16 protein-coding genes and 1 tRNA gene are annotated in these 18,572 nt (G+C 66.8%); 12 read left to right on the top strand and 5 right to left on the bottom strand.

Annotated features, from left to right (window positions below):
• Nucleotides 1-101 precede the first annotated feature (101 nt).
• From ACFXKN_RS08800 to ACFXKN_RS08790, 3 genes are all read left to right on the top strand, one after another.
• Entirely contained in the window at nt 102-233 is a 132-nt protein-coding gene (locus ACFXKN_RS08800) for a hypothetical protein (protein WP_378963535.1), read from the top strand.
• 742 nt (nt 234-975) lie between these two features.
• Complete coding sequence (locus ACFXKN_RS08795; protein ID WP_378963536.1) at nt 976-1,473, top strand: hypothetical protein; 498 nt, start codon at nt 976-978, stop codon at nt 1,471-1,473.
• Between the two features lie 20 nt (nt 1,474-1,493).
• Nucleotides 1,494-1,829: a hypothetical protein gene (locus ACFXKN_RS08790; RefSeq protein WP_378963537.1), complete on the top strand. Its 336-nt coding sequence runs from the start codon at nt 1,494-1,496 to the stop codon at nt 1,827-1,829.
• 129 nt (nt 1,830-1,958) lie between these two features.
• Here the strand turns inward: ACFXKN_RS08790 and ACFXKN_RS08785 are convergent, their stop codons facing one another.
• The gene (locus tag ACFXKN_RS08785; protein WP_378963538.1) at nt 1,959-2,891 is read right to left on the bottom strand and encodes a tyrosine-type recombinase/integrase; all 933 of its coding nucleotides are present in this window, start codon (nt 2,889-2,891) and stop codon (nt 1,959-1,961) included.
• Between the two features lie 98 nt (nt 2,892-2,989).
• A tRNA-Arg gene (locus ACFXKN_RS08780) sits at nt 2,990-3,063 on the bottom strand.
• 137 nt (nt 3,064-3,200) lie between these two features.
• On the opposite strand from ACFXKN_RS08780, the gene ACFXKN_RS08775 reads away from it, so the two are divergent.
• The 7 genes from ACFXKN_RS08775 to ACFXKN_RS08745 all read left to right on the top strand — a co-directional run bounded on the left by ACFXKN_RS08775 (nt 3,201) and on the right by ACFXKN_RS08745 (nt 14,927).
• Nucleotides 3,201-5,249, top strand: coding sequence for a cytochrome c oxidase assembly protein (locus tag ACFXKN_RS08775; RefSeq protein ID WP_378963539.1), 2,049 nt, complete (start codon nt 3,201-3,203; stop codon nt 5,247-5,249).
• Complete coding sequence (locus ACFXKN_RS08770; RefSeq protein ID WP_378963540.1) at nt 5,246-6,223, top strand: serine/threonine dehydratase; 978 nt, start codon at nt 5,246-5,248, stop codon at nt 6,221-6,223. Before ACFXKN_RS08775 ends, ACFXKN_RS08770 begins: the two co-directional genes overlap by 4 nt.
• A 128-nt stretch (nt 6,224-6,351) precedes the next feature.
• A complete protein-coding gene (locus tag ACFXKN_RS08765) occupies nt 6,352-6,918 on the top strand; it encodes a single-stranded DNA-binding protein (RefSeq protein WP_378963541.1) in 567 nt (188 codons plus the stop codon).
• 69 nt (nt 6,919-6,987) lie between these two features.
• Nucleotides 6,988-8,664 carry an energy-dependent translational throttle protein EttA gene (gene ettA, locus ACFXKN_RS08760; protein ID WP_378963543.1) on the top strand — a complete coding sequence of 559 codons (1,677 nt, stop codon included), beginning with the start codon at nt 6,988-6,990 and terminating at the stop codon, nt 8,662-8,664.
• A gap of 233 nt (nt 8,665-8,897) precedes the next feature.
• Entirely contained in the window at nt 8,898-13,784 is a 4,887-nt protein-coding gene (locus tag ACFXKN_RS08755) for an NAD-glutamate dehydrogenase (RefSeq protein ID WP_378963544.1), read from the top strand.
• Nucleotides 13,781-14,251 carry an acyl-CoA thioesterase gene (locus ACFXKN_RS08750; RefSeq protein WP_378963546.1) on the top strand — a complete coding sequence of 157 codons (471 nt, stop codon included), beginning with the start codon at nt 13,781-13,783 and terminating at the stop codon, nt 14,249-14,251. Before ACFXKN_RS08755 ends, ACFXKN_RS08750 begins: the two co-directional genes overlap by 4 nt.
• Before the next feature lie 4 nt (nt 14,252-14,255).
• Complete coding sequence (locus tag ACFXKN_RS08745; RefSeq protein WP_378963548.1) at nt 14,256-14,927, top strand: hypothetical protein; 672 nt, start codon at nt 14,256-14,258, stop codon at nt 14,925-14,927.
• A 497-nt stretch (nt 14,928-15,424) separates the two neighbouring features.
• Here ACFXKN_RS08745 and ACFXKN_RS08740 read toward each other — a convergent pair whose 3' ends face one another.
• The gene (locus tag ACFXKN_RS08740; RefSeq protein ID WP_378971970.1) at nt 15,425-15,745 is read right to left on the bottom strand and encodes an AzlD domain-containing protein; all 321 of its coding nucleotides are present in this window, start codon (nt 15,743-15,745) and stop codon (nt 15,425-15,427) included.
• A gap of 79 nt (nt 15,746-15,824) precedes the next feature.
• Nucleotides 15,825-16,517: an AzlC family ABC transporter permease gene (locus tag ACFXKN_RS08735; protein WP_378971976.1), complete on the bottom strand. Its 693-nt coding sequence runs from the start codon at nt 16,515-16,517 to the stop codon at nt 15,825-15,827.
• 67 nt (nt 16,518-16,584) lie between these two features.
• Between ACFXKN_RS08735 and ACFXKN_RS08730 the strand changes: the two genes are divergently transcribed.
• Nucleotides 16,585-17,154, top strand: a complete 570-nt coding sequence (locus ACFXKN_RS08730; protein WP_378971985.1) for a helix-turn-helix domain-containing protein — start codon at nt 16,585-16,587, stop codon at nt 17,152-17,154.
• 14 nt (nt 17,155-17,168) lie between these two features.
• On the opposite strand, the gene ACFXKN_RS08725 is transcribed toward ACFXKN_RS08730, so the two are convergent.
• Nucleotides 17,169-17,882: an HNH endonuclease gene (locus tag ACFXKN_RS08725; RefSeq protein WP_378971991.1), complete on the bottom strand. Its 714-nt coding sequence runs from the start codon at nt 17,880-17,882 to the stop codon at nt 17,169-17,171.
• 164 nt (nt 17,883-18,046) lie between these two features.
• Between ACFXKN_RS08725 and ACFXKN_RS08720 the strand changes: the two genes are divergently transcribed.
• Nucleotides 18,047-18,457, top strand: a complete 411-nt coding sequence (locus ACFXKN_RS08720; protein ID WP_378971995.1) for a globin — start codon at nt 18,047-18,049, stop codon at nt 18,455-18,457.
• The last annotated feature ends 115 nt before the right edge of the window (nt 18,458-18,572 follow it).

Below are 18,572 nucleotides of genomic sequence, written 5' to 3'. Positions count from 1 at the left end.
GCGTGGTGCGCTGGCTCGTGTGTCAGCGGGAGCTGTGCGGCGCGGGCTGGCGCCGGGTGGCGGGTATCGCGACCGGAGGTCGCGCGGTCCATCGCGGGGGCGTGGTGTCTGTCCCTCTCGGCGCGGCCTGCTCGATGGCTATCACCACGGCAACAAGCATCAAGGGCGCCTTCGGCGTCGGCACGCCGATGGCCCAAGGGCCACCCTTGACGCCCGCCGCCGTGGTGATGTGACGCCATCAGGCCACACCGAGAGGGACAGACACCACACAGGCCGAGCAGCGCTCAGGATCGGGAGATCGCGGCCGTGGCCGCGGAAAGGCATCCGCTCGCCGCGGGGGCAGGCCGCCCAAGAGGGTGGGCAAGGCAAGGACCGATAAGCGGTCTACCGCAGCCACGAGCAGGCGGCCCGAGGTGGCGCCCCCGTCGGGTGTCGTGTCCGTCGGCAACCTTGCGGCACGAGGGCAGCTACCGGTTAGTGATCTTTCGCAGCGCTCCGGAAATGCCTGTGAGCCAGCAACTCTCGCATTCGTTGATGTAACGAAACTGTGTTGTCATCGCTGGTGAATCTGACTCGGAATCGCCACGATTCCGCACGAGCCGTCATGACAGATGGTAAAATTACGTCATGACGAACCGGCTCTTTTCGGTCCCTGCGTTGTCTGTTCGGAACAGGCGCCGACCGCGATTGCTGGATCTGTTCTGTTGTGCTGGTGGTGCAGCGGCGGGGTATCACCGGGCGGGTTTCGACGTGGTCGGTGTCGATATCGAACCGCAGCCGAACTATCCGTTCGAGTTCCACAGGGCCGACGCGCTTGAGTTTCTGGCCAGACATGGAAGCAAATTCGACGCTGTCCACGCCAGTCCGCCGTGTCAGGCGTCGTGCACCCTCACTGCTGGTACCAATCAAGGCCGCGAGTATCCACAGCTGATTCCGAACACCCAGGAAGCCCTGGCCCGACTGAACGTTCCGACCGTGATCGAGAACGTGCAGGGCTCTAAGCTGCGTCGCGATCTCACCCTGTGTGGGGAAATGTTCGGACTCGGGGTGATCCGGCACCGCTACTTCGAATTGGGCGGCTGGTCGATGCCGCAGCCGGCCCACGTCGCGCACCGCGGCAGGGTTGCGGGCTACCGACATGGGGAACGATTCGACGGCCCCTATGTAGCCGTTTACGGGCAGGGAGGTGGCAAAGGCACTGTCCGGCAATGGCAGTCGGCGATGGGCATCGACTGGACCTCCGATCGCGTCGAACTCGCCGAAGCCATCCCACCTGCCTACACCGAATTCCTCGGCCGCCAACTCATCGCCGAGCTTTCCGCCGTCGAGGCGTGTAACGAAACCCGTTGCCAGGCACCAGGATGTGCCGCCCCGATCGTGCAGCCCACAACCGGCAGGCCGCGGCGCTTCTGCTCCGGCTCGTGCCGAGTACGGCACCATCGTGCAGGCCGTGAACACTCGGCTGCGTCATGACGGATGCGAGAATTGGCGCCATGGCTATCGATGAGGGAGGCGTTGCGCGGCGCACAATCCGTGTGCCCGACGAGGAATGGGCCGCGGCGATGGCTGCCGCCAGCCGCAACGGCGAGACGCTATCCGCCGTAATCCGCCGCGCGATCAGCGCCTACGCGATCGGTACGGCCGAAGGGCTCGCTGATTTCGGTACCGAGTACCGACTCACCTCAAAGATCGCGCTCGGTGATGGCCCGGTGGTCATATCGGGCGTGACGGGTGAGATCGACACTGTCCGTCAGTTGTATCCCCCTGCCAAGTGGGACATCGAGGAACGAGACGTCTCTCCCTACCGTGCAAGCATGCGCCGGCGCTGACCGGACCTTCCTGCAGTGCTGGGTGGTTGTCGCACTCGGCGCGAAAAGGGCTACCAATTCGCGGCGAATGATTCGCCACTGTCGAGGCATGAATCAGCTGGTAGGGGCTTGATTGACCTGTATCAGCAGCTACAGCTGATCACCGAGCCGGGCGCGTCGATGGGCATCTCGGGCGCGCTCATCGGCGACTGATGCACCGTAGCGGCTAATCATCTGACGAGATCGCCAGCCTGCCAGCATCATCAGGTCTTGCTCCTGGCCGCCGTTGGCGAGCCAGTTGTGGGCGAAGAAGTGGCGGAGCTGGTGCGGATGGATGTGGTCGATTCCCGCGGCTTGGGCGCGCCGCTCGATCATTTGCTGAATGCCCGAGGCTGTCATCGCACCGGCCTTGCCGAGCCACAGGGCGGGGTTGTCGTTTACCGCGAATGTGTGCTTCGACCGGATACGCAGGTATCTCCGTAGGGCGGTGCGAGTCTTGTCGCCATACGGAAGTGTGCGCGGTCGGCGTCCCTTGCCGAGCACTGTCACGGTGTTCTCGGCAAAGTCGAGTGCATCGATGTCGAGGTTGGCCACCTCGCCGATTCGGGGGCCGGCGTCGACCATAAGCCGAATGATCGCGGTGTCGCGGCGGTCCTCGAAGGTTGTGCCGTCGCAGTCGGCGAGCATCTTGCGCAGTGCGTCCAGGGGAGGAACTGGGATCTTCTTCTCCGGAACGATCGGAGGCGACATCTTCGCGAACGGGTCCACCTCGAGCAGTTCCTCGCGAACGAGGTACTTGCAGAACTGCTGCAGGCTGCGGTACTGGCGGTGCGCATACTCCGGTGTCACGGGTTTTCCTGTGCGCTGATTCAGGCGATTGAGCGTGTGTTCGATGTATCCGCCGAGCCGCTGACGCGTCAGGGATTCGAGTGTCGGCGGCAGGTTCTCGCTGATCAGGTACTTGCGGAAGTATCCGACGTCCCTGGCGTAGAGGTCGATTGTTCCCTTGGCCTTGTTTTGCTGCCGCAGTTCGCTCGTGAAGTCCTCGAGCAGCTCGTCTATGTCGTCGAGGTCCTGGCCCATGAGACCACTCTACCTGCAAAGTTTCTAGCTGTTTGAGCATTGTGGTGAAGTCAGGAATGGCCCCTGACCGGCAATTAATGCAGGTCAGGAGCCATTTGCGCCCCCGGCAGGAATCGAACCTGCGACCTAGAGATTAGAAGGCTCTTGCTCTATCCAACTGAGCTACGGAGGCAGTCGCATCCACCTTGGCCGAAGTCGGCCACGCTGTCCAGCTCGAAAAGTATAGCGACCGACCGGATCGTCGAGCGGGGGCTCGGGTGTGGCGCCCCATCGGGGCGTGGCCGGGCACGTCGAACTACCCTCGTTGTCATGTCGTTATCGCAGGACCCCTCCGCTGGACCCGCCATCGACGGCGGACCCCCGGCGGAGACGGGTCCGGCGGCGTCGTTCGGTGTGCTCAGCGTCGTGGCCGGGTGTATCGCCGCGGTAGTCGCGGCCATAGTGGTCGGGTTGTCGGCGGCGCACGCGCTCAGTTTGCTCGGTATACCCGATCCGGGGGCGTTGACAACATATGGATTGCCCGCGCTGCGTGCGGTGGCCGATCTGGCTGCCGCGGTGACTGTCGGGTCGCTGTTGTTCGCGGCGTTTCTGCTGCCCCCGCGGGACGGCGGTCTGCTCGACGTCGGTGGGTATCGGGCGGTGCGGCGGGCCTCGGACGCCGCGCTGATGTGGGCTGCGAGTGCGGCGTTGCTGGTGCCGTTGACGGTGTCGGATACGACCGGTCAGCCGGTGAGCGCGATCTGGCGACCCGAAGTGCTGTGGCCGGTGATCACGCAGGTCGAGGTGGCGGGTGCCTGGCGGACAACGGTGTTGTTCGCGCTGATCGTGGCAATCGGGTGCCGGTGCGCGCTGCGCTGGGGCTGGACGCCGGTGCTGCTGGTCGGCGCGTTGGTGACCATGATGCCGCTGGCACTGACCGGGCATTCGTCCTCCGGTGGCTCACATGACGTGGCGACCAATTCGCTGATCCTGCACATGGTGTCGGCCTCGGTCTGGGTGGGCGGGCTGGTCGCGGTGCTGGCACACGCGATGCGCGGCGGCGCGAATACCGATGTCGCGGCCCGGCGGTTCTCGGTGGCCGCGACCATCTCGATCGTGGTGATCGGCATAAGCGGCGTGGTCAATGCCTGGGTGCGGGTGCCCGTGTCGGACCTTTTCACCACCACGTACGGCAGGCTGGTACTCGCGAAAGCGGCCGCGCTGTTGGTGCTGGGCGCCATCGGCTACCTGCAGCGACGGGCCTCGCTGCCCGCGCTGGCCGCCGACCCGCGCGACCGCGGTGCGCTCATCCGCTTCGCCGGGGTGGAGATGCTGATCTTCGCGGCGACCATCGGCCTGGCCGTCGGCCTCGGCCGTACGCCCCCACCGCCGCCGACCGCGGTGCCGACACCGGTCGAGGTGGAGCTGGGCTACAACCTCGCGGGCCCGCCCACGGTGAGCCGCCTGCTGTTCGACTGGCGCTTCGATCTGATCTTCGGAACCCTGGCGATCGTGCTCGCCGCGCTCTACCTGCTCGGTGTCCGTCGGCTGCGCAAGCGCGGGGACGCGTGGCCGATCGGGCGCACCATCGCCTGGTGCAGTGGCTGCCTGGTGCTGTTGCTTGCCACGTCGTCGGGCGTCGGGCGCTACGCACCGGCGATGTTCAGCGTGCACATGGGCGCGCATATGGCGTTGTCGATGCTGGCACCGATCCTGCTCGCCCTCGGTGGCGCGGTGACCTTGGCATTGCGCGCGCTCCCGCCCGCCGGGCGCGGCGGGGTGCCGGGCCCGCGCGAGTGGATTCTGGCGGCCGTGCACAACCCGGTCTCACGGTTCCTCACTCAGCCCGTGGTGGCGTCGCTGATCTTCGTCGCCGGCTTCTACGCGCTGTATCTCGGCGGCATCTTCGACACCTATGTCGACTCGCACGCCGCCCACCTGATGATGAACACGCACTTCCTGCTCAGCGGCTACCTGTTCTACTGGGTGGTGATCGGCATCGATCCCAAGCCGCGTGAGGTGGCGCCGCTGACCAAGCTCGCGATGGTGTTCGGCACGCTGCCGTTCCACGCGTTCTTCGGCATCGCGCTGATGAGCATGACGACCGTGCTCGGTGACTGGTTCTATCGCACCCTCGACCTCGGCTGGAACATCGACCTGCTCGCCGATCAGCGCAACGGCGGCAGTTTCGCCTGGGCCAGCGGCGAGGTTCCGCTGGTAGTGGTGATGCTCGCCCTGCTGATCCAGTGGTCACGCAGCGATACCAAGCTGGCCAAGCGCACTGACCGGGCCGCCGATCGCGACAACGACGCCGACCTGACCGCCTACAACGCGATGTACGCCGAGCTGGCTCGTCGTGACGGCGAGGTCCGCCGGTGAGCCGATTCGGTGTGCCGTCGAACGATTCGACCGAGCGTGCCGAACCGGAGCGGGTGCTGCGCACCGATGTGCGGGCGGCGCGGCGACGGCTGGCCGGGCGGGTGCGAAAGACGCCGGTGTTCCATACAAGTGTGGACGGGCCGGACGGACCGGTGCCGGTATCGCTGAAGATGGAATTCCTGCAGCACGGCGGCACATTCACGGTGCGTGGCGCCCTCAACGCCCTGCTCACCACCGACAGCGGGGCCGGCCATGTGGTTGTCGCCTCGGCGGGCAATGCGGGCATCGCGGTCGCGTTGGCCGCCGCGCAGCTCGGCAAGGAATGCACGGTCGTCGTGCCCGAATCCGCGCCGCACACCAAGGTTGCCGCGATGTGGGCGCACGGTGCCGAAGTGCTGTGGCACGGAACGAGTTACGCCGAGGCGCAACGTCGGGCCCGCACCCTGGCCGCCGAGCGCGGGGCCGACCATCTGCACGCCTACGACATGCCTGCCGTGGTGGCGGGCGCGGGTGTCATCGGGCTCGAGCTGGAAGAGCAGGTGCGCGGCAGGCCACCGGTGCTGGCCGCGGTCGGTGGTGGTGGGCTGATCGCGGGCCTCGGCGCGGCGCTGGGCAAGCGCAGGGAGATCGTCGGTATCGAATCCGAGCACATCCCGGTTCTCTCCTCGGCGCTCGCGGCGGGCAAGCCGGTCGATATCGATGCGCCGTCGCGCGCGACCGAGCTGCTGTGCGCGACTCGACTGGGCGATATCGCGTTCGATATCGCCCAGCGGCACCAGATGCCCGCGCTCGCGGTCGCCGACGACGCGGTCGCCGCCGCTCGGGAATACCTCTGGCGTGAGTTCCGCGTGGTGGTCGAGCTCGAAGGTGCCGCCGCGCTGGCCGCCGTGCAGAGCGGTGTGTACACGCCCGAGCCCGGCGTACGCCCGATTGTGGTGCTGTGCGGGGCGAACACCGAGCTCCCCGTGCTCTGACACGGTAGATATCCACAACCGCCCGATTCATCCACAGATTCACTCGGCATCGCCCGTACCGCCGTGTGCCAGGTCATCCTTGGGTGGTCAGAGCAACAACGGTGGATTCGAGCGGGGGGCGAACTTCGATGTACGAGGCACACACGACGGTGGTCGGGACCGTCATCACCCATCCGGTGCGGCGCGATCTCAGCAACGGCGAGCAGATGCTGACATTCCGGATGGCGAGCAATTCACGCCGATTCGACGCCAAAACGGGGGACTGGACCGACAACGGGACGTTGTATCTGACGGTCTCGTGCTGGCGCAGGCTGGTGGCCGGGGTGGATCGATCGTTGCATCGTGGCGATCCGGTGATCGCCTACGGGCAACTCCGCTCGCATGAGTACCGCGGCAAGGACGGCACCGAGCGGCGGGATCTGGAGATGCGTGCCGCCGCGGTCGGGCCCGATCTGGCGCGATGCCACGCGAGCGTTATTCGCCGGTCCGAGGGCATGCGATCGCTGCCGCATGCGGCGGTGCGGAATATTTCCGACCCCCGCGGCGCTGCGCTACCGAAGGTCGACGACGCTGCCACCGGGTATGCGTCGACCGAACCTGTTGCCGTAGCCTGTACGACCGTGGCGGATCCTCTCGCCGCGCGATCGCCGGACGTGGTGTCGAGCACCAACGGCGCCGAGCAGGTCGACGCATGAGGGTCGTTTCCGCGGCACTCGACCCTTCCGCATCCCGTTCCCGTTTCTCCCACCGATAGGCTTCCGCGTATGGCTGAGTTCATTTATCAGATGATCAAGGTTCGCAAAGCGCACGGCGACAAAGTCATCCTCGACGACGTGTACTTGAACTTCCTTCCCGGCGCCAAGATCGGTGTGGTGGGTCCCAACGGCGCGGGTAAATCCAGCGTGCTGAAGATCATGGCGGGACTGGACCGGCCGAACAACGGTGAGGCGTTCCTCGGCGCGGGCGCCACGGTCGGCATCCTCATGCAGGAACCGGACCTGAATGAGGAGAAGACCGTCCGCGGCAACGTGGAGGAGGGTCTCGGCGAGGTCAAGGTCAAGCTGGACCGGTTCAACGAGATCGCTGAACTGATGGCCACCGACTACTCCGATGAGCTCATGGACGAGATGGGCAAGCTGCAGGAGTTCCTCGACCACGCCGACGCGTGGGATGTCGACTCCCAGCTCGAGCAGGCCATGGACGCGCTGCGCTGCCCGCCGCCGGACGAGCCGGTCACCAACCTCTCCGGTGGTGAGCGTCGCCGCGTCGCACTGTGCAAGTTGCTGCTGAGCAAGCCCGATCTGCTGCTGCTCGACGAACCGACCAACCACCTCGACGCCGAGAGTGTGCTCTGGCTCGAGAAGCACCTCGCCGACTACCCGGGCGCCGTGCTGGCCGTCACCCACGACCGGTACTTCCTCGACAACGTCGCCGAGTGGATCCTCGAGCTCGACCGTGGCCGCGCCATCGGCTACGAGGGCAACTACTCCACCTACCTGGAGAAGAAGGCGCAGCGACTCGAGGTCCAGGGCAAGAAGGACCAGAAGCTGCAGAAGCGCCTCAAGGACGAACTGGCCTGGGTGCGGTCCGGAGCCAAGGCCCGCCAGGCCAAGAACAAGGCTCGACTGGGTCGCTACGAGGAGATGGCGGCCGAGGCCGAGCAGCACCGCAAGCTGGACTTCGAGGAGATTCAGATCCCCGCGGGTCCGCGACTGGGCGACATCGTGGTCAACGTGTCGAACCTGGACAAGGGCTTCGGCGATCGTCAGCTCATCAAGGATCTGTCGTTCACGCTGCCGCGCAACGGTATCGTCGGCGTCATCGGCCCCAACGGTGTCGGTAAGACCACGCTGTTCAAGACCATTGTCGGTCTCGAATCGCCCGACAGCGGTGAGGTGAAGGTCGGCGAGACGGTCAAGCTGAGCTATGTCGACCAGAACCGCGGAGGCATCGACCCGAAGAAGAACGTCTGGCAGGTCGTCTCCGAAGGCCTGGACTTCATCCAGGTCGGCAACCAGGAGATGCCCTCGCGCGCCTACGTCAGCGCGTTCGGCTTCAAGGGACCGGATCAGCAGAAGCCGGCCGGTGTGCTCTCCGGTGGTGAGCGCAACCGCCTGAACTTGGCGTTGACTCTCAAGGAGGGCGGCAACCTGATCCTGCTCGACGAACCGACCAACGACCTCGACGTCGAAACCCTCGGTTCGCTCGAGAACGCGCTCGACCAGTTCCCCGGCTGCGCCGTCGTGATCTCCCACGACCGGTGGTTCCTCGATCGCACCTGCACCCACATCCTGGCGTGGGAGGGCGACAACGACAACGACGCCAAGTGGTACTGGTTCGAGGGCAACTTCGAAGCGTACGAGGCGAACAAGATCGAGCGCATGGGCGCCGAAGCTGCTCGCCCGCACCGTGTTACGCACCGCAAGCTGACGCGCGACTGATACGCGCGGCCCGCATGACGGCCCGGTGGAACGATCTGTGAACGGTCGCTCTGCCGGGCCGTCGGCGTTGTGTCGACCGGTGCCCCCTGGCGTTCATCCAGCATTCCGCAAGTTACCGGCGCGGCAAGCCCGAATTCCCTGAGCGCGTTCGAGAACCCAGAGCTAGTCTCGAAAATGCGTCACCTGCGTTGCGAAATCGAAGCGAACCACAATCCATGGGAGTGGGCTAAACGATGACGGTCTCGTCGGAAATCTCCAGCGCGGCGTGGGCCGCGGGAATGCCGCAAAGCTTGCGCGGCGATCTCGCGACACTCGAGGAGGCGTATTTCCGACACGTCGATGCCGGTGACGTGGACTTCCCGATCCCGGGAATCACCCAGATCTTCCGGCACCACATGGAATTGGCCGCCGTTCGTCGCCCCGGTAAGGCCACGGTGCGGGTGCACCACCCCGACGACGGGACCGGGATGGGCGCGGCGGTGCAGGTCGTCACCGACGACATGCCGCTGCTGGTGGAATCGATCACCGCGGCGCTGGGCCGGATGCAGGTGAGTGTCTCCGAGCTGATCCACCCGATCTTCGAGGTCACCCGCGACGAGAACGGCCACCTCACCGGCGCCGCGGCGCACGAGGTGGACGGCCACGGCGCGACCGGGCTGGCCGAATCGTGGATGCACCTGCAGTTGCACCCATCGACGAGCCGGGCCCAGCTCGATCACATCGAACGCACCATCCCCGAGGTGATCGACGACGTCCGCCAGGTGATCGACGACACCGAGGCCATGGCCACGGTGCAGAGCTCGCTCGCCGATGAGCTCGACCGCGCCGCCGCCGCGGGCTCCACACCGTTCCCCGGCGTCGATGTGGCCGATTGCGCGCAGTTGCTGCGCTGGCTGGCCGCGGGCAACTTCACCCTGCTCGGTTATGCCCGCTACCAGCGTGGCGTAGAAAACGGCCACACGGTGTCCACAGCGGTGCCCGGCGCGAGCCTGGGTGTACTTCGCCCCGATGTCGGTACCGATTTTCAGGTGCCCATCAACGGTGAAGACCGCCCGCTGCTGCTGCTCACCCAGGGCCTGGTGCGCGCGACCGTGCACCGCTCGGTGTACCCGTACTTCGTCGGCGTCGCCGATGTCGACGAGGCGGGCACGGAGGTAGGGGTGCACCTGTTCATCGGGGTGTTCACCGTGAGCGCGGTGCACGAGAACGTTCTCGATATCCCGGTGATCAATCGCCGGGTGCGCACCGCGATCGAGGGCGCCGGGTTCGACAAGGATTCCTTCTCCGGGCAGGCGATGCTCGAGGTGATCGAGTCCTTCCCGCGCACCGAACTGTTCTCCGCCGACACCGAGACCATGCGCCGCACCGCCGTCGCGGTGCTCGGCGTCGGATTGCGCAGGCAGGTCCGGCTTTTCCTGCGCAGCGACGACTACGGCCGCTTCGTGGCCTGCATGGTGTATCTGCCGCGCGATCGCTACACCACCGCGGTGCGCCTGGAGATGCAGGAGATCCTGGTCGCCGAACTCGGCGGCGTCGATATCGACTATTCGGCGCGGGTGAGCGAAAGTGAGCTCGCCAGTGTGTATTTCACGGTGATGCGGTCCGGCGAGGCTACCGGCGAGGCTGCCCCCGACACCTCCGAGGACAACCGGCTGCGGCTGCAGAGCCTGCTCAACGCCGCCAGCCACACCTGGGACGACCGGATCGGTGACGCGGTCGCGTCCTCCACGGTGCTCGATCCCGCTGTGGTGAAACGGTATTCGGATGCGCTGCCCGAGGGCTACAAGGAGGACTTCGCGCCGGCTCGCGCGCTGGCCGACATCGTGCGCCTCGAGCAACTCGCCGAGGGTGGTATCGACCAGCACCTGTACCGCAGGCCCGAAGCGGCGCCCGGCTCGTGGCGGTTCAGCCTCTACATCGCCGGCTCCGGTGTATCGCTGAGCCAGGTGCTCCCCGTGCTGCAGAGCCTGGGCGTCGAGGTGCTCGACGAACGGCCCTACCAGCTCGAACACGAGGGCGGCACCGAGCGCTGGATCTATGATTTCGGCCTGCAGGCTCGTCCCGAACTGCTGCGCAACGCACTCGGCGGCGATCTGGACGCCGCGCTGCTCGAAGCGCGTGGCGACCTCGACGCGTTGCGTACCCGGTTCACCGATGCCTTCGAAGCGGTCTGGTACGACCGAGCCGAAGCCGACGGCCTCAACGAACTCGTGCTGCGTGCGGGTCTGCCATGGCGGTCGGTCGCGATCCTGCGCGCGTACGCGAAGTACTTGCAACAGGCCGGATTCCCGTACTCCCAGATCAATATCGCCCGCGTGCTGCTGGCTCATCCTGAGGTCGCGCGCGATTTCGTCGATCTGTTCGCCGCCCGATTCGATCCGGCCACCGTCTCCGCCGAGGCCGCCGTCGAGCTCGAAGCGCGGGTGCGGGCCGGGATCGACGAGGTGGTCAGCATGGATGCCGACCGCATCCTGCGCGCCATGCTCGGCCTGATCAAGGCCACGCTGCGAACCAACAACTACGTGCTCGACGCCGAAGGCCGCCCGCGCGACTACCTGGCACTGAAGGTGGAGCCCCGTGAGATCGCCGAATTGCCCAAGCCGCGACCGCAATTCGAGATCTTCGTGTACTCGCCGCGCGTCGAGGGCGTGCACCTGCGGTTCGGTTCGGTAGCGCGTGGCGGTCTGCGCTGGTCGGACCGGCTCGAAGACTTCCGCACCGAGATCCTGGGGCTGGTCAAGGCGCAGGCGGTGAAGAACGCGGTGATCGTGCCGGTCGGAGCCAAGGGCGGTTTCGTGGTGAAGCGCCCGCCCGCCCCGATCGGTGACGCGGCCGTCGACCGCCAGGCGAGCATCGCCGAGGGCGTCGCCTGCTACCGCACCTTCATCTCCGGGCTGCTCGACGTCACCGACAATGTCGACCTGGCCACCGGTGCGGTGCTGCCGCCCGATCGGGTCGTGCGCCGCGATGGTGACGACACCTACCTGGTGGTCGCCGCCGACAAGGGCACCGCCAGCTTCTCCGATATCGCCAACGACGTGGCCATGCGCTACGGCTTCTGGCTCGGCGACGCGTTCGCCTCCGGTGGTTCGGCGGGCTACGACCACAAGGCGATGGGCATCACCGCCAAGGGTGCGTGGGAAGCGGTCAAACGCCATTTCCGTGAGATGGACATCGACACCCAGAGCCAGGAATTCACCGTCGTCGGCGTCGGCGATATGAGCGGTGACGTCTTCGGCAACGGCATGCTGCTCTCGCCGCACATCCGGCTGGTCGCCGCGTTCGACCATCGGCACATCTTCCTGGACCCGAGCCCGGACGCCGCGAGTTCGTTCGCCGAACGTGAGCGGTTGTTCGCGCTGCCGCGATCCTCGTGGGCCGACTACGACCGGAGCCTGATCAGCGAGGGTGGCGGCGTGTTCGAGCGGACCGTGAAGTCGGTGCCGATCTCGCCGCAGGCACGAACCGCGCTCGGCCTGCCCGACTCGGTGCAGGCTCTCTCGCCGCCGGAGCTGGTGCGCGCGATCCTGCTCGCGCCGGTGCAATTGCTGTGGAACGGCGGCATCGGCACCTATGTGAAGGCGAGCACCGAAGCCAATGCCGAGGTGGGCGACAAGTCCAACGACGCGGTGCGAGTCGACGGAAATCAGCTGCGGGTCAAGGTGATCGGTGAGGGCGGCAACCTCGGTGCCACCGCGCTCGGCCGGATCGAGTTCTGCCGCGCCGGCGGCAAGATGAACACCGATGCCCTGGACAACTCGGCGGGCGTCGACTGCTCCGACCACGAGGTCAATATCAAGGTCTTGCTCGACGGCGTGGTCAGTGCCGGTGGCCTCGCCACCGCCGACCGCAATCCGCTGCTGGCCTCCATGACCGACGAAGTTGCCCGAATGGTGTTGCAGGACAACGTCGATCAGAACGCGTTGATCGGCATCGCACGCACCGACGCGCCCCAGATGCTGAACGTGCACGGCCGCGTCATCGCCGATCTCGAACAGCGACGCGGCCTCGACCGGGAGCTCGAAGCGCTGCCGTCGACTGCCGAACTGGCTCGCCGCGGCGAGGAGCGCGCCGGGCTCGCCTCGCCCGAGCTCGCCAACCTGCTCGCCCACGTGAAGCTCGGACTCAAGTCCGACCTGCTCGATACCGACATGCCCGATAGTGCCCATTTCGCGAGCAAACTGCCGCTCTACTTCCCGACACCACTGCGCGAACAGTTCGGTGCGGCGATCAAGAAGCACCGACTGCGCCGCGAGATCATCACCACGATGATCGTCAACGAGGTCGTCGACTACGGCGGCATCACCTACGCCCATCGGCTCAATGAAGAGGTCGGCGCCACCACCTCCGACTCCGTCCGCGCGTTCGCGGCGGCCACCGAGATCTTCCAGCTGCACGACGTGTGGTCGCGCATCCGCAGCGCCGATGCTCCGGCCGGGGTCTGTGACCTGCTGGAACTGGAATCCAAGCGGACGCTGGACCGTGCATCGCGCTGGCTGCTGACCAACCGGCCGCAGCCGATCGCGGTCGGCGCCGAGATCAACCGGTATCACCGCCGGGTGCAGGCGCTGGCGCCGCAGGTGCCGGGCTGGTTGCGCGGGCATCACGTCACCTCGCTCACCCAGGGCGCCGCCGAGCTGATCGCCCGCGGCGCACCGACCGACCTGGCCACGGAGGTGTTCGGGCTGCTCGGGCTGTTCCCGCTGCTCGACATCGTCGACATCGCCGATATCACCGATCGCGACGGTGCCGAGGTGGGCGCCCTGTACTACGCGCTCAATGAGCATCTCAAGATCGACTGGCTGCTCGAGGCGGTGAGCCACCTCGAACGCGGCGACCGCTGGCACGCGCTGGCCCGCCTCGCCCTGCGCGACGACATGTACGGTTCGTTGCGCTCGCTCACCCTCGATGTGCTGTCCGCGGGTGACCCGGAGGAAACCTCCGACGAGAAAATTGCATACTGGGAGTCGAAGAACCAGTCCCGGCTGGGCCGTGCGCGCGCGGCACTGTCGGAATTGTTCGAGTCCGGGACCCACGACCTCGCCACACTGTCGGTTGCCGCGCGACAGGTGCGGAGCATGGTGAGCGGGGTGGGCGCCCAATCGGAGGTACCACGGTGACGAGTTCGCCGAACGGCAACACCGCCACGCCCACACCGGATCTGGTGTTGCCGCAGCGTTTTCACGCGAAGGTCGAGATCCGCTGGTCGGATATGGATGTGTTCCAGCACGTCAACCACGCACGGATGGTGACACTGCTGGAAGAGGCGCGGATTCCGTGGCTGTTCGACGACGACAAGCCGACGGCGTCGATGGGGCGGCAGGGTTGTGTGCTCGTCGACCTGCATGTGAAGTACCGCGGGCAGTTGCGTCACGAGGACACCCCGCTGGACATCGCGATGTGGGTCAAGCAATTGCGCGCGGTCGATTTCACCATCGGCTACGAGGTTCGTGCCAGCGGTGCGGCCCCCGATTCGCCGCCCGCGGTGATGGCGACCACCCAGCTCGCCGCGTTCGACATCGACACCCAGCGGCTACGCAGGCTCAGCGAGTCCGAACGCGACTACCTGGCACTGTGGCGGGTCTGATTTCGTGAGCTCCGAACAGCGGGTGCTCCACACGCCCGACCCGGCCGAACGCGAGAACCTGGCCACCTTCCTCACCCGCGCCATCCGTCTCGACCCGGCCGCTGTCGTCCGGCTACGGCGGCGCGGATCCAGCCTCGTATCAGCTTGGGTGGCAACGGGTTTCGAGACTCTCGCGGTGCGCACGATCACCGCTGAGCTGGGCGTCGACGATGTCACCGTCGGTGCGGACGCGGTCCTCGCGGGGCTGGGTACCGGCCATCCGATCGACCTCGGCTACTCGATGGACTCCGCCTGGCGCGGCGCCCTCCCGCCCACCGACGGCTTCACGCACGTCGACGACGTCCCCGCGCGCACCCTGGTCGAGCTGGCCGAACGCGGCGCGGAGGTGGCCCGCGAACACGGCGGTCCCAAAGGTCCGCCCGCCTCTCTGCTCGACCAGTCGGTTCTCACCGTCACCGGGCCCGGCGAAATCGAGGTCCAGGTACCGATGCGGGTCGTCTTCGCACTCACCGCGATGGATTTCATCCCGCATGCGGGGGAGAAGACCGAGTCACGGCGGATCCAGCCTTCGGAACTTGTTCGCGTGCGTGCTACCCGCACCTGGTTGCGGCTGGATGCTCGGTACGGGTCTGTTGCACGGCGATTGGGTGGTGGGATTCCCTTGTCGCCCAGTTGAGTTGGGTGGTTTAGGGATGTCCGGGATTTGGTAGTCCCAGGCAGGTTTGACGCTGTGTTTATTGGCGCGCTGGCGCGCGCGTGTCCGCGGCCCTGAGGGGCCGCCGGTTAGCGCTCGAGACTAGAGCCTTCGGCTCAGCGCTTTCGAGCGCTAACCGGCGACCCGGCCGCGGACCGGCCACTTCGTGGCCGCCGCTCCCCAGGGGTCGCGGGTGGGGGTTGGGAGTGCGGTCATGGCGGACCTGGGGTGCACGGTGGGGCTGGGAGTGCGGTAGGGCTGTGGTCTTCGGGGTGTGCGGTGTGGTTGGGGGAGTGTGGTCATGGTGGAGCAGGGGTGTGCGGTGTGGGTGGGGGAGTGTGGTCATGGCGGAGCTGGGTGCGCGGTGTGGGTGGGAGTGTGGTCATGGCGGAGCTGGGGTGTACGGGGTGGTTGGAGTGTGGTCGTGGCGGTCTCGAGGTGGACAGTGTGGTTGGGAGTGTTGTCGCCTGGCGGTTGGGTCAGTGCACGCCGATGAGGCGTAGCAGTGCGGTTGTCGTGGCTGCTGCCAGCACGGTGACGAGCAGGGGGGCGCGCCGCCACGCGAGGAATCCGCCGACGCAGACGCCTGCGGGCAGGGCTATGCCGAGATGGCCGGAGCCGGTCGGCAGCGTGGCTGTCGCGACCAGGGCCGCGAGCAGGATGAGGGCGCCGGTGTCGAGGAGGTGAATTGCTCTGGGGGACAGCCGCAGTCGATGGCGCATCGCGGGCCCGGTCCAGCGCAGTGCGTACGTTCCCAAGGCCAGCGCCAACATGGCGGGCAGCAGGTACGGCGCGTTCATGCGGCCACCGCACCGACCGCTGGTGCGGGCGGAGGGGGCGAGAACATCGTCGGCCGGACCGGCATCGAGTCGAGCGGCCTCATGACGCCACCGGCTCCGCGATCGACGCGGGTGGACGCAATGCGAAGACCAGCCCGATGAGCGCGATCAAAACCGGCAGCCCCGCCGGTACGAACGGCGCGACGGCCACGGCCAGTCCCGCACCGACCAGCACCGGCCGCAACGTCGCCCGGTCGCGCAGCGCGGGCAGGATCAACGCCAGCAGAATCACCGGGAACACCGCGTCCAGTCCGAGCGCCGACGTATCCGGCACCAGCGAACCCAGCGCCGCACCGAGGGTCGCACCCAGCGGCCAGCACAGCGCGACCCCGATCCCGCACGCCCAGTACGCGGCGCGTTTGCGTTCCTGATTGCCCGGCGCCGCGGCGAAGGCCACCGACTCGTCGTTGAGGACGTGGATGCCGAGCACCCGTTTCCAGCCGCGCCCGAACACCTCCGGCGCCGACAACCCGTACGGCAGGTGCCGCGCGTTGAGCAGCAGCCCGGCGACCACCGCCGCCACTGGACTACCACCGGCCGCGACGATCCCGAAGAACAGCAGCTCCGACCCGCCGGCGAGCACCGTCACTGCCATCACGATCGGCATCCACATGGGAAACCCGGCCGCGATCGTCGACGCGCCGTAGGACACACCGAACAAGCCGACGGCAAGGCACGCCGCGGCTACGGCAGCCACGGTTCCCCGGTCGAGTGTTCGCCAGATCGAACGCATGTTGTTTATATTGAACGCACCTGGTGGGTAAAGTCAACGCGGTATCGCCAGCCCTCAGGAGGCGTAGATGGACCGGCAGGACCCTGTCGTCGGACCGCCCCAGGCGGTGATTGCGGCGGCGCTGCGCCGCGAACGCGCCCGCGCGGGCCTATCGCTCACCGAGGTCGCCAATCGGGCAGGTGTCGCGAAATCCACACTGTCCCAACTGGAATCGGGCACCGGCAATCCCAGCCTGGAAACCCTGTGGGCACTGTGCGTTGCCCTGGAAATGCCGTTCTCCCGGCTGCTCGACCCGCCCCGATCCAACGTTCAGGTGATCCGCGCCGACGAGGGATCGCCGGTCCCGGCAGCCGACGCCGACTACCGGGTGACATTGCTCGCAGCGGGCCAGTCACACACCCGCTGCGACGTCTACCGCATCGCGGCCGAACCCGGTCACATCCGGCGCTCGGAGCCGCACACCCCCGGCGTCGTGGAACATGTCGTGCTCGCAGCGGGCCACGCCATGGTCGGTCCGGCCGATGAGCCCGTCGAGATGCGCCCGGGCGACTACATCCGCTACCTGGGTGATCTCCCGCATATCTTCGAAGCGCTCGAACCGGGAACCTGGGCGACGATGGTCATCGAGAGCGCCTGAACCGATCGAGCGTGTCAGGCGGCTCCTTCGCCGAGGTACTGCAACCAGATCGGATCCAGATCGGCGGTGGTGGACAGCAGCCGCCAGTGCGGGCCTTTGGGGGAGACCAGTGGGTGGCGCAGGTGCCAGCCCAGGTCGGTCAGCATCTTGTCGGCCTTGCGGTGATTGCAAGGGGCGCAGCTGGCGACGCAGTTCTCCCACGAGTGCTCGCCACCGCGGCTGCGGGGGATCACGTGGTCGATGGTCTCGGCCTTGCCGCCGCAGTACCCGCATCGGTAGTGGTCGCGATGCATGAGCGCGGCGCGGGTCATCGGCACGCGGGCGCGATAGGGCACCCGCACATAGGTGCGCAGGCGGATGACGGACGGAATCGCCACTTGGGCGCCTGCCGAATGCAGGACCGGTCCTTCGGGATTGTCATGGACGGCGTCTGCTTTGGCGCAGATCAGCAGTACGACAGCGCGACGCGCGGACAGCGCGGTGAGCGGCTCGTAGGTGGCGTTGAGGAGGAGGACCCGGCGTTTGCGCCATGCGGCGGCGTCGTGGTCTCCGGCGAGGTGCAGTGGCGCGGGGAGATGCGGCAGGTCGTGAAGACCGTGTGCGCCCGGATGGTGATCGGACAGGATATGCAGCGGAATAGCCCCCGAGCCACGGTTGTGGACGTCGGCGGGCTGGAGTTGTCGATGCGTGCGCGCCTCGTGTGAACGGGCGCTCGGTCGCTGCTTCATCCTCTTGACCTCAATTTCATGATTGGCAGGATCATGTGGTATCTGGGGCCGATACTGCCCCCAGTTGACCATGGTTCCGGCGGTATTGCACGGCTATTTTTCAAACTTCCGGATGAACTGTGGTTGAAGGGCGGCGCGTTCGTGACCCTGGCGATCGGGGCACAATGGAACGCGTGAGCACCGGTGAGCAGACAACGACCTCCTTCTACGAAGCCGTGGGCGGCGCCGAGACGTTTCGCCGTCTGGTGTCGGTGTTCTATCGCGAGGTCGCGGCCGACGAGATCCTGCGTCCGCTGTACCCGGAGGAGGATCTAGGACCGGCCGAGCGCCGGTTCCGGATGTTCCTCGAACAGTACTGGGGTGGTCCGCGCACCTACTCCGACGAGCGCGGGCACCCGCGTCTGCGCATGCGCCACAACCCGTTCGTCATCGGGCCGCTCGAGCGCGACGCCTGGATGCGCTGCATGCGGATCGCCGTCGGCGAGATCGAACCGTCGATCCTGGACGACGAACACCGCAAGGCCCTGCTGGACTATTTCCAAATGGCCGCAGCTTCCCTCCAGAACGCCCCATAGACGCCTCGCCTGAGCCCGTGGGTGCCCGGTGTTCGCTGATGACCGGCGGATAGTGGCCCAGTTTCGCACCGATGCCCTCCTTTACCACGAGGTTTCTCCGTGGCGTGGCGAACGC

The sequence above is a fragment of the Nocardia sp. NPDC059195 genome, assembly GCF_042754695.1.
In the GTDB taxonomy this organism is placed as follows: Bacteria; Actinomycetota; Actinomycetes; order Mycobacteriales; family Mycobacteriaceae; genus Nocardia.
The sequence above is the reverse complement of the archived record's forward strand: the minus strand, read 5'-3'. Positions and strand labels throughout refer to the sequence as shown.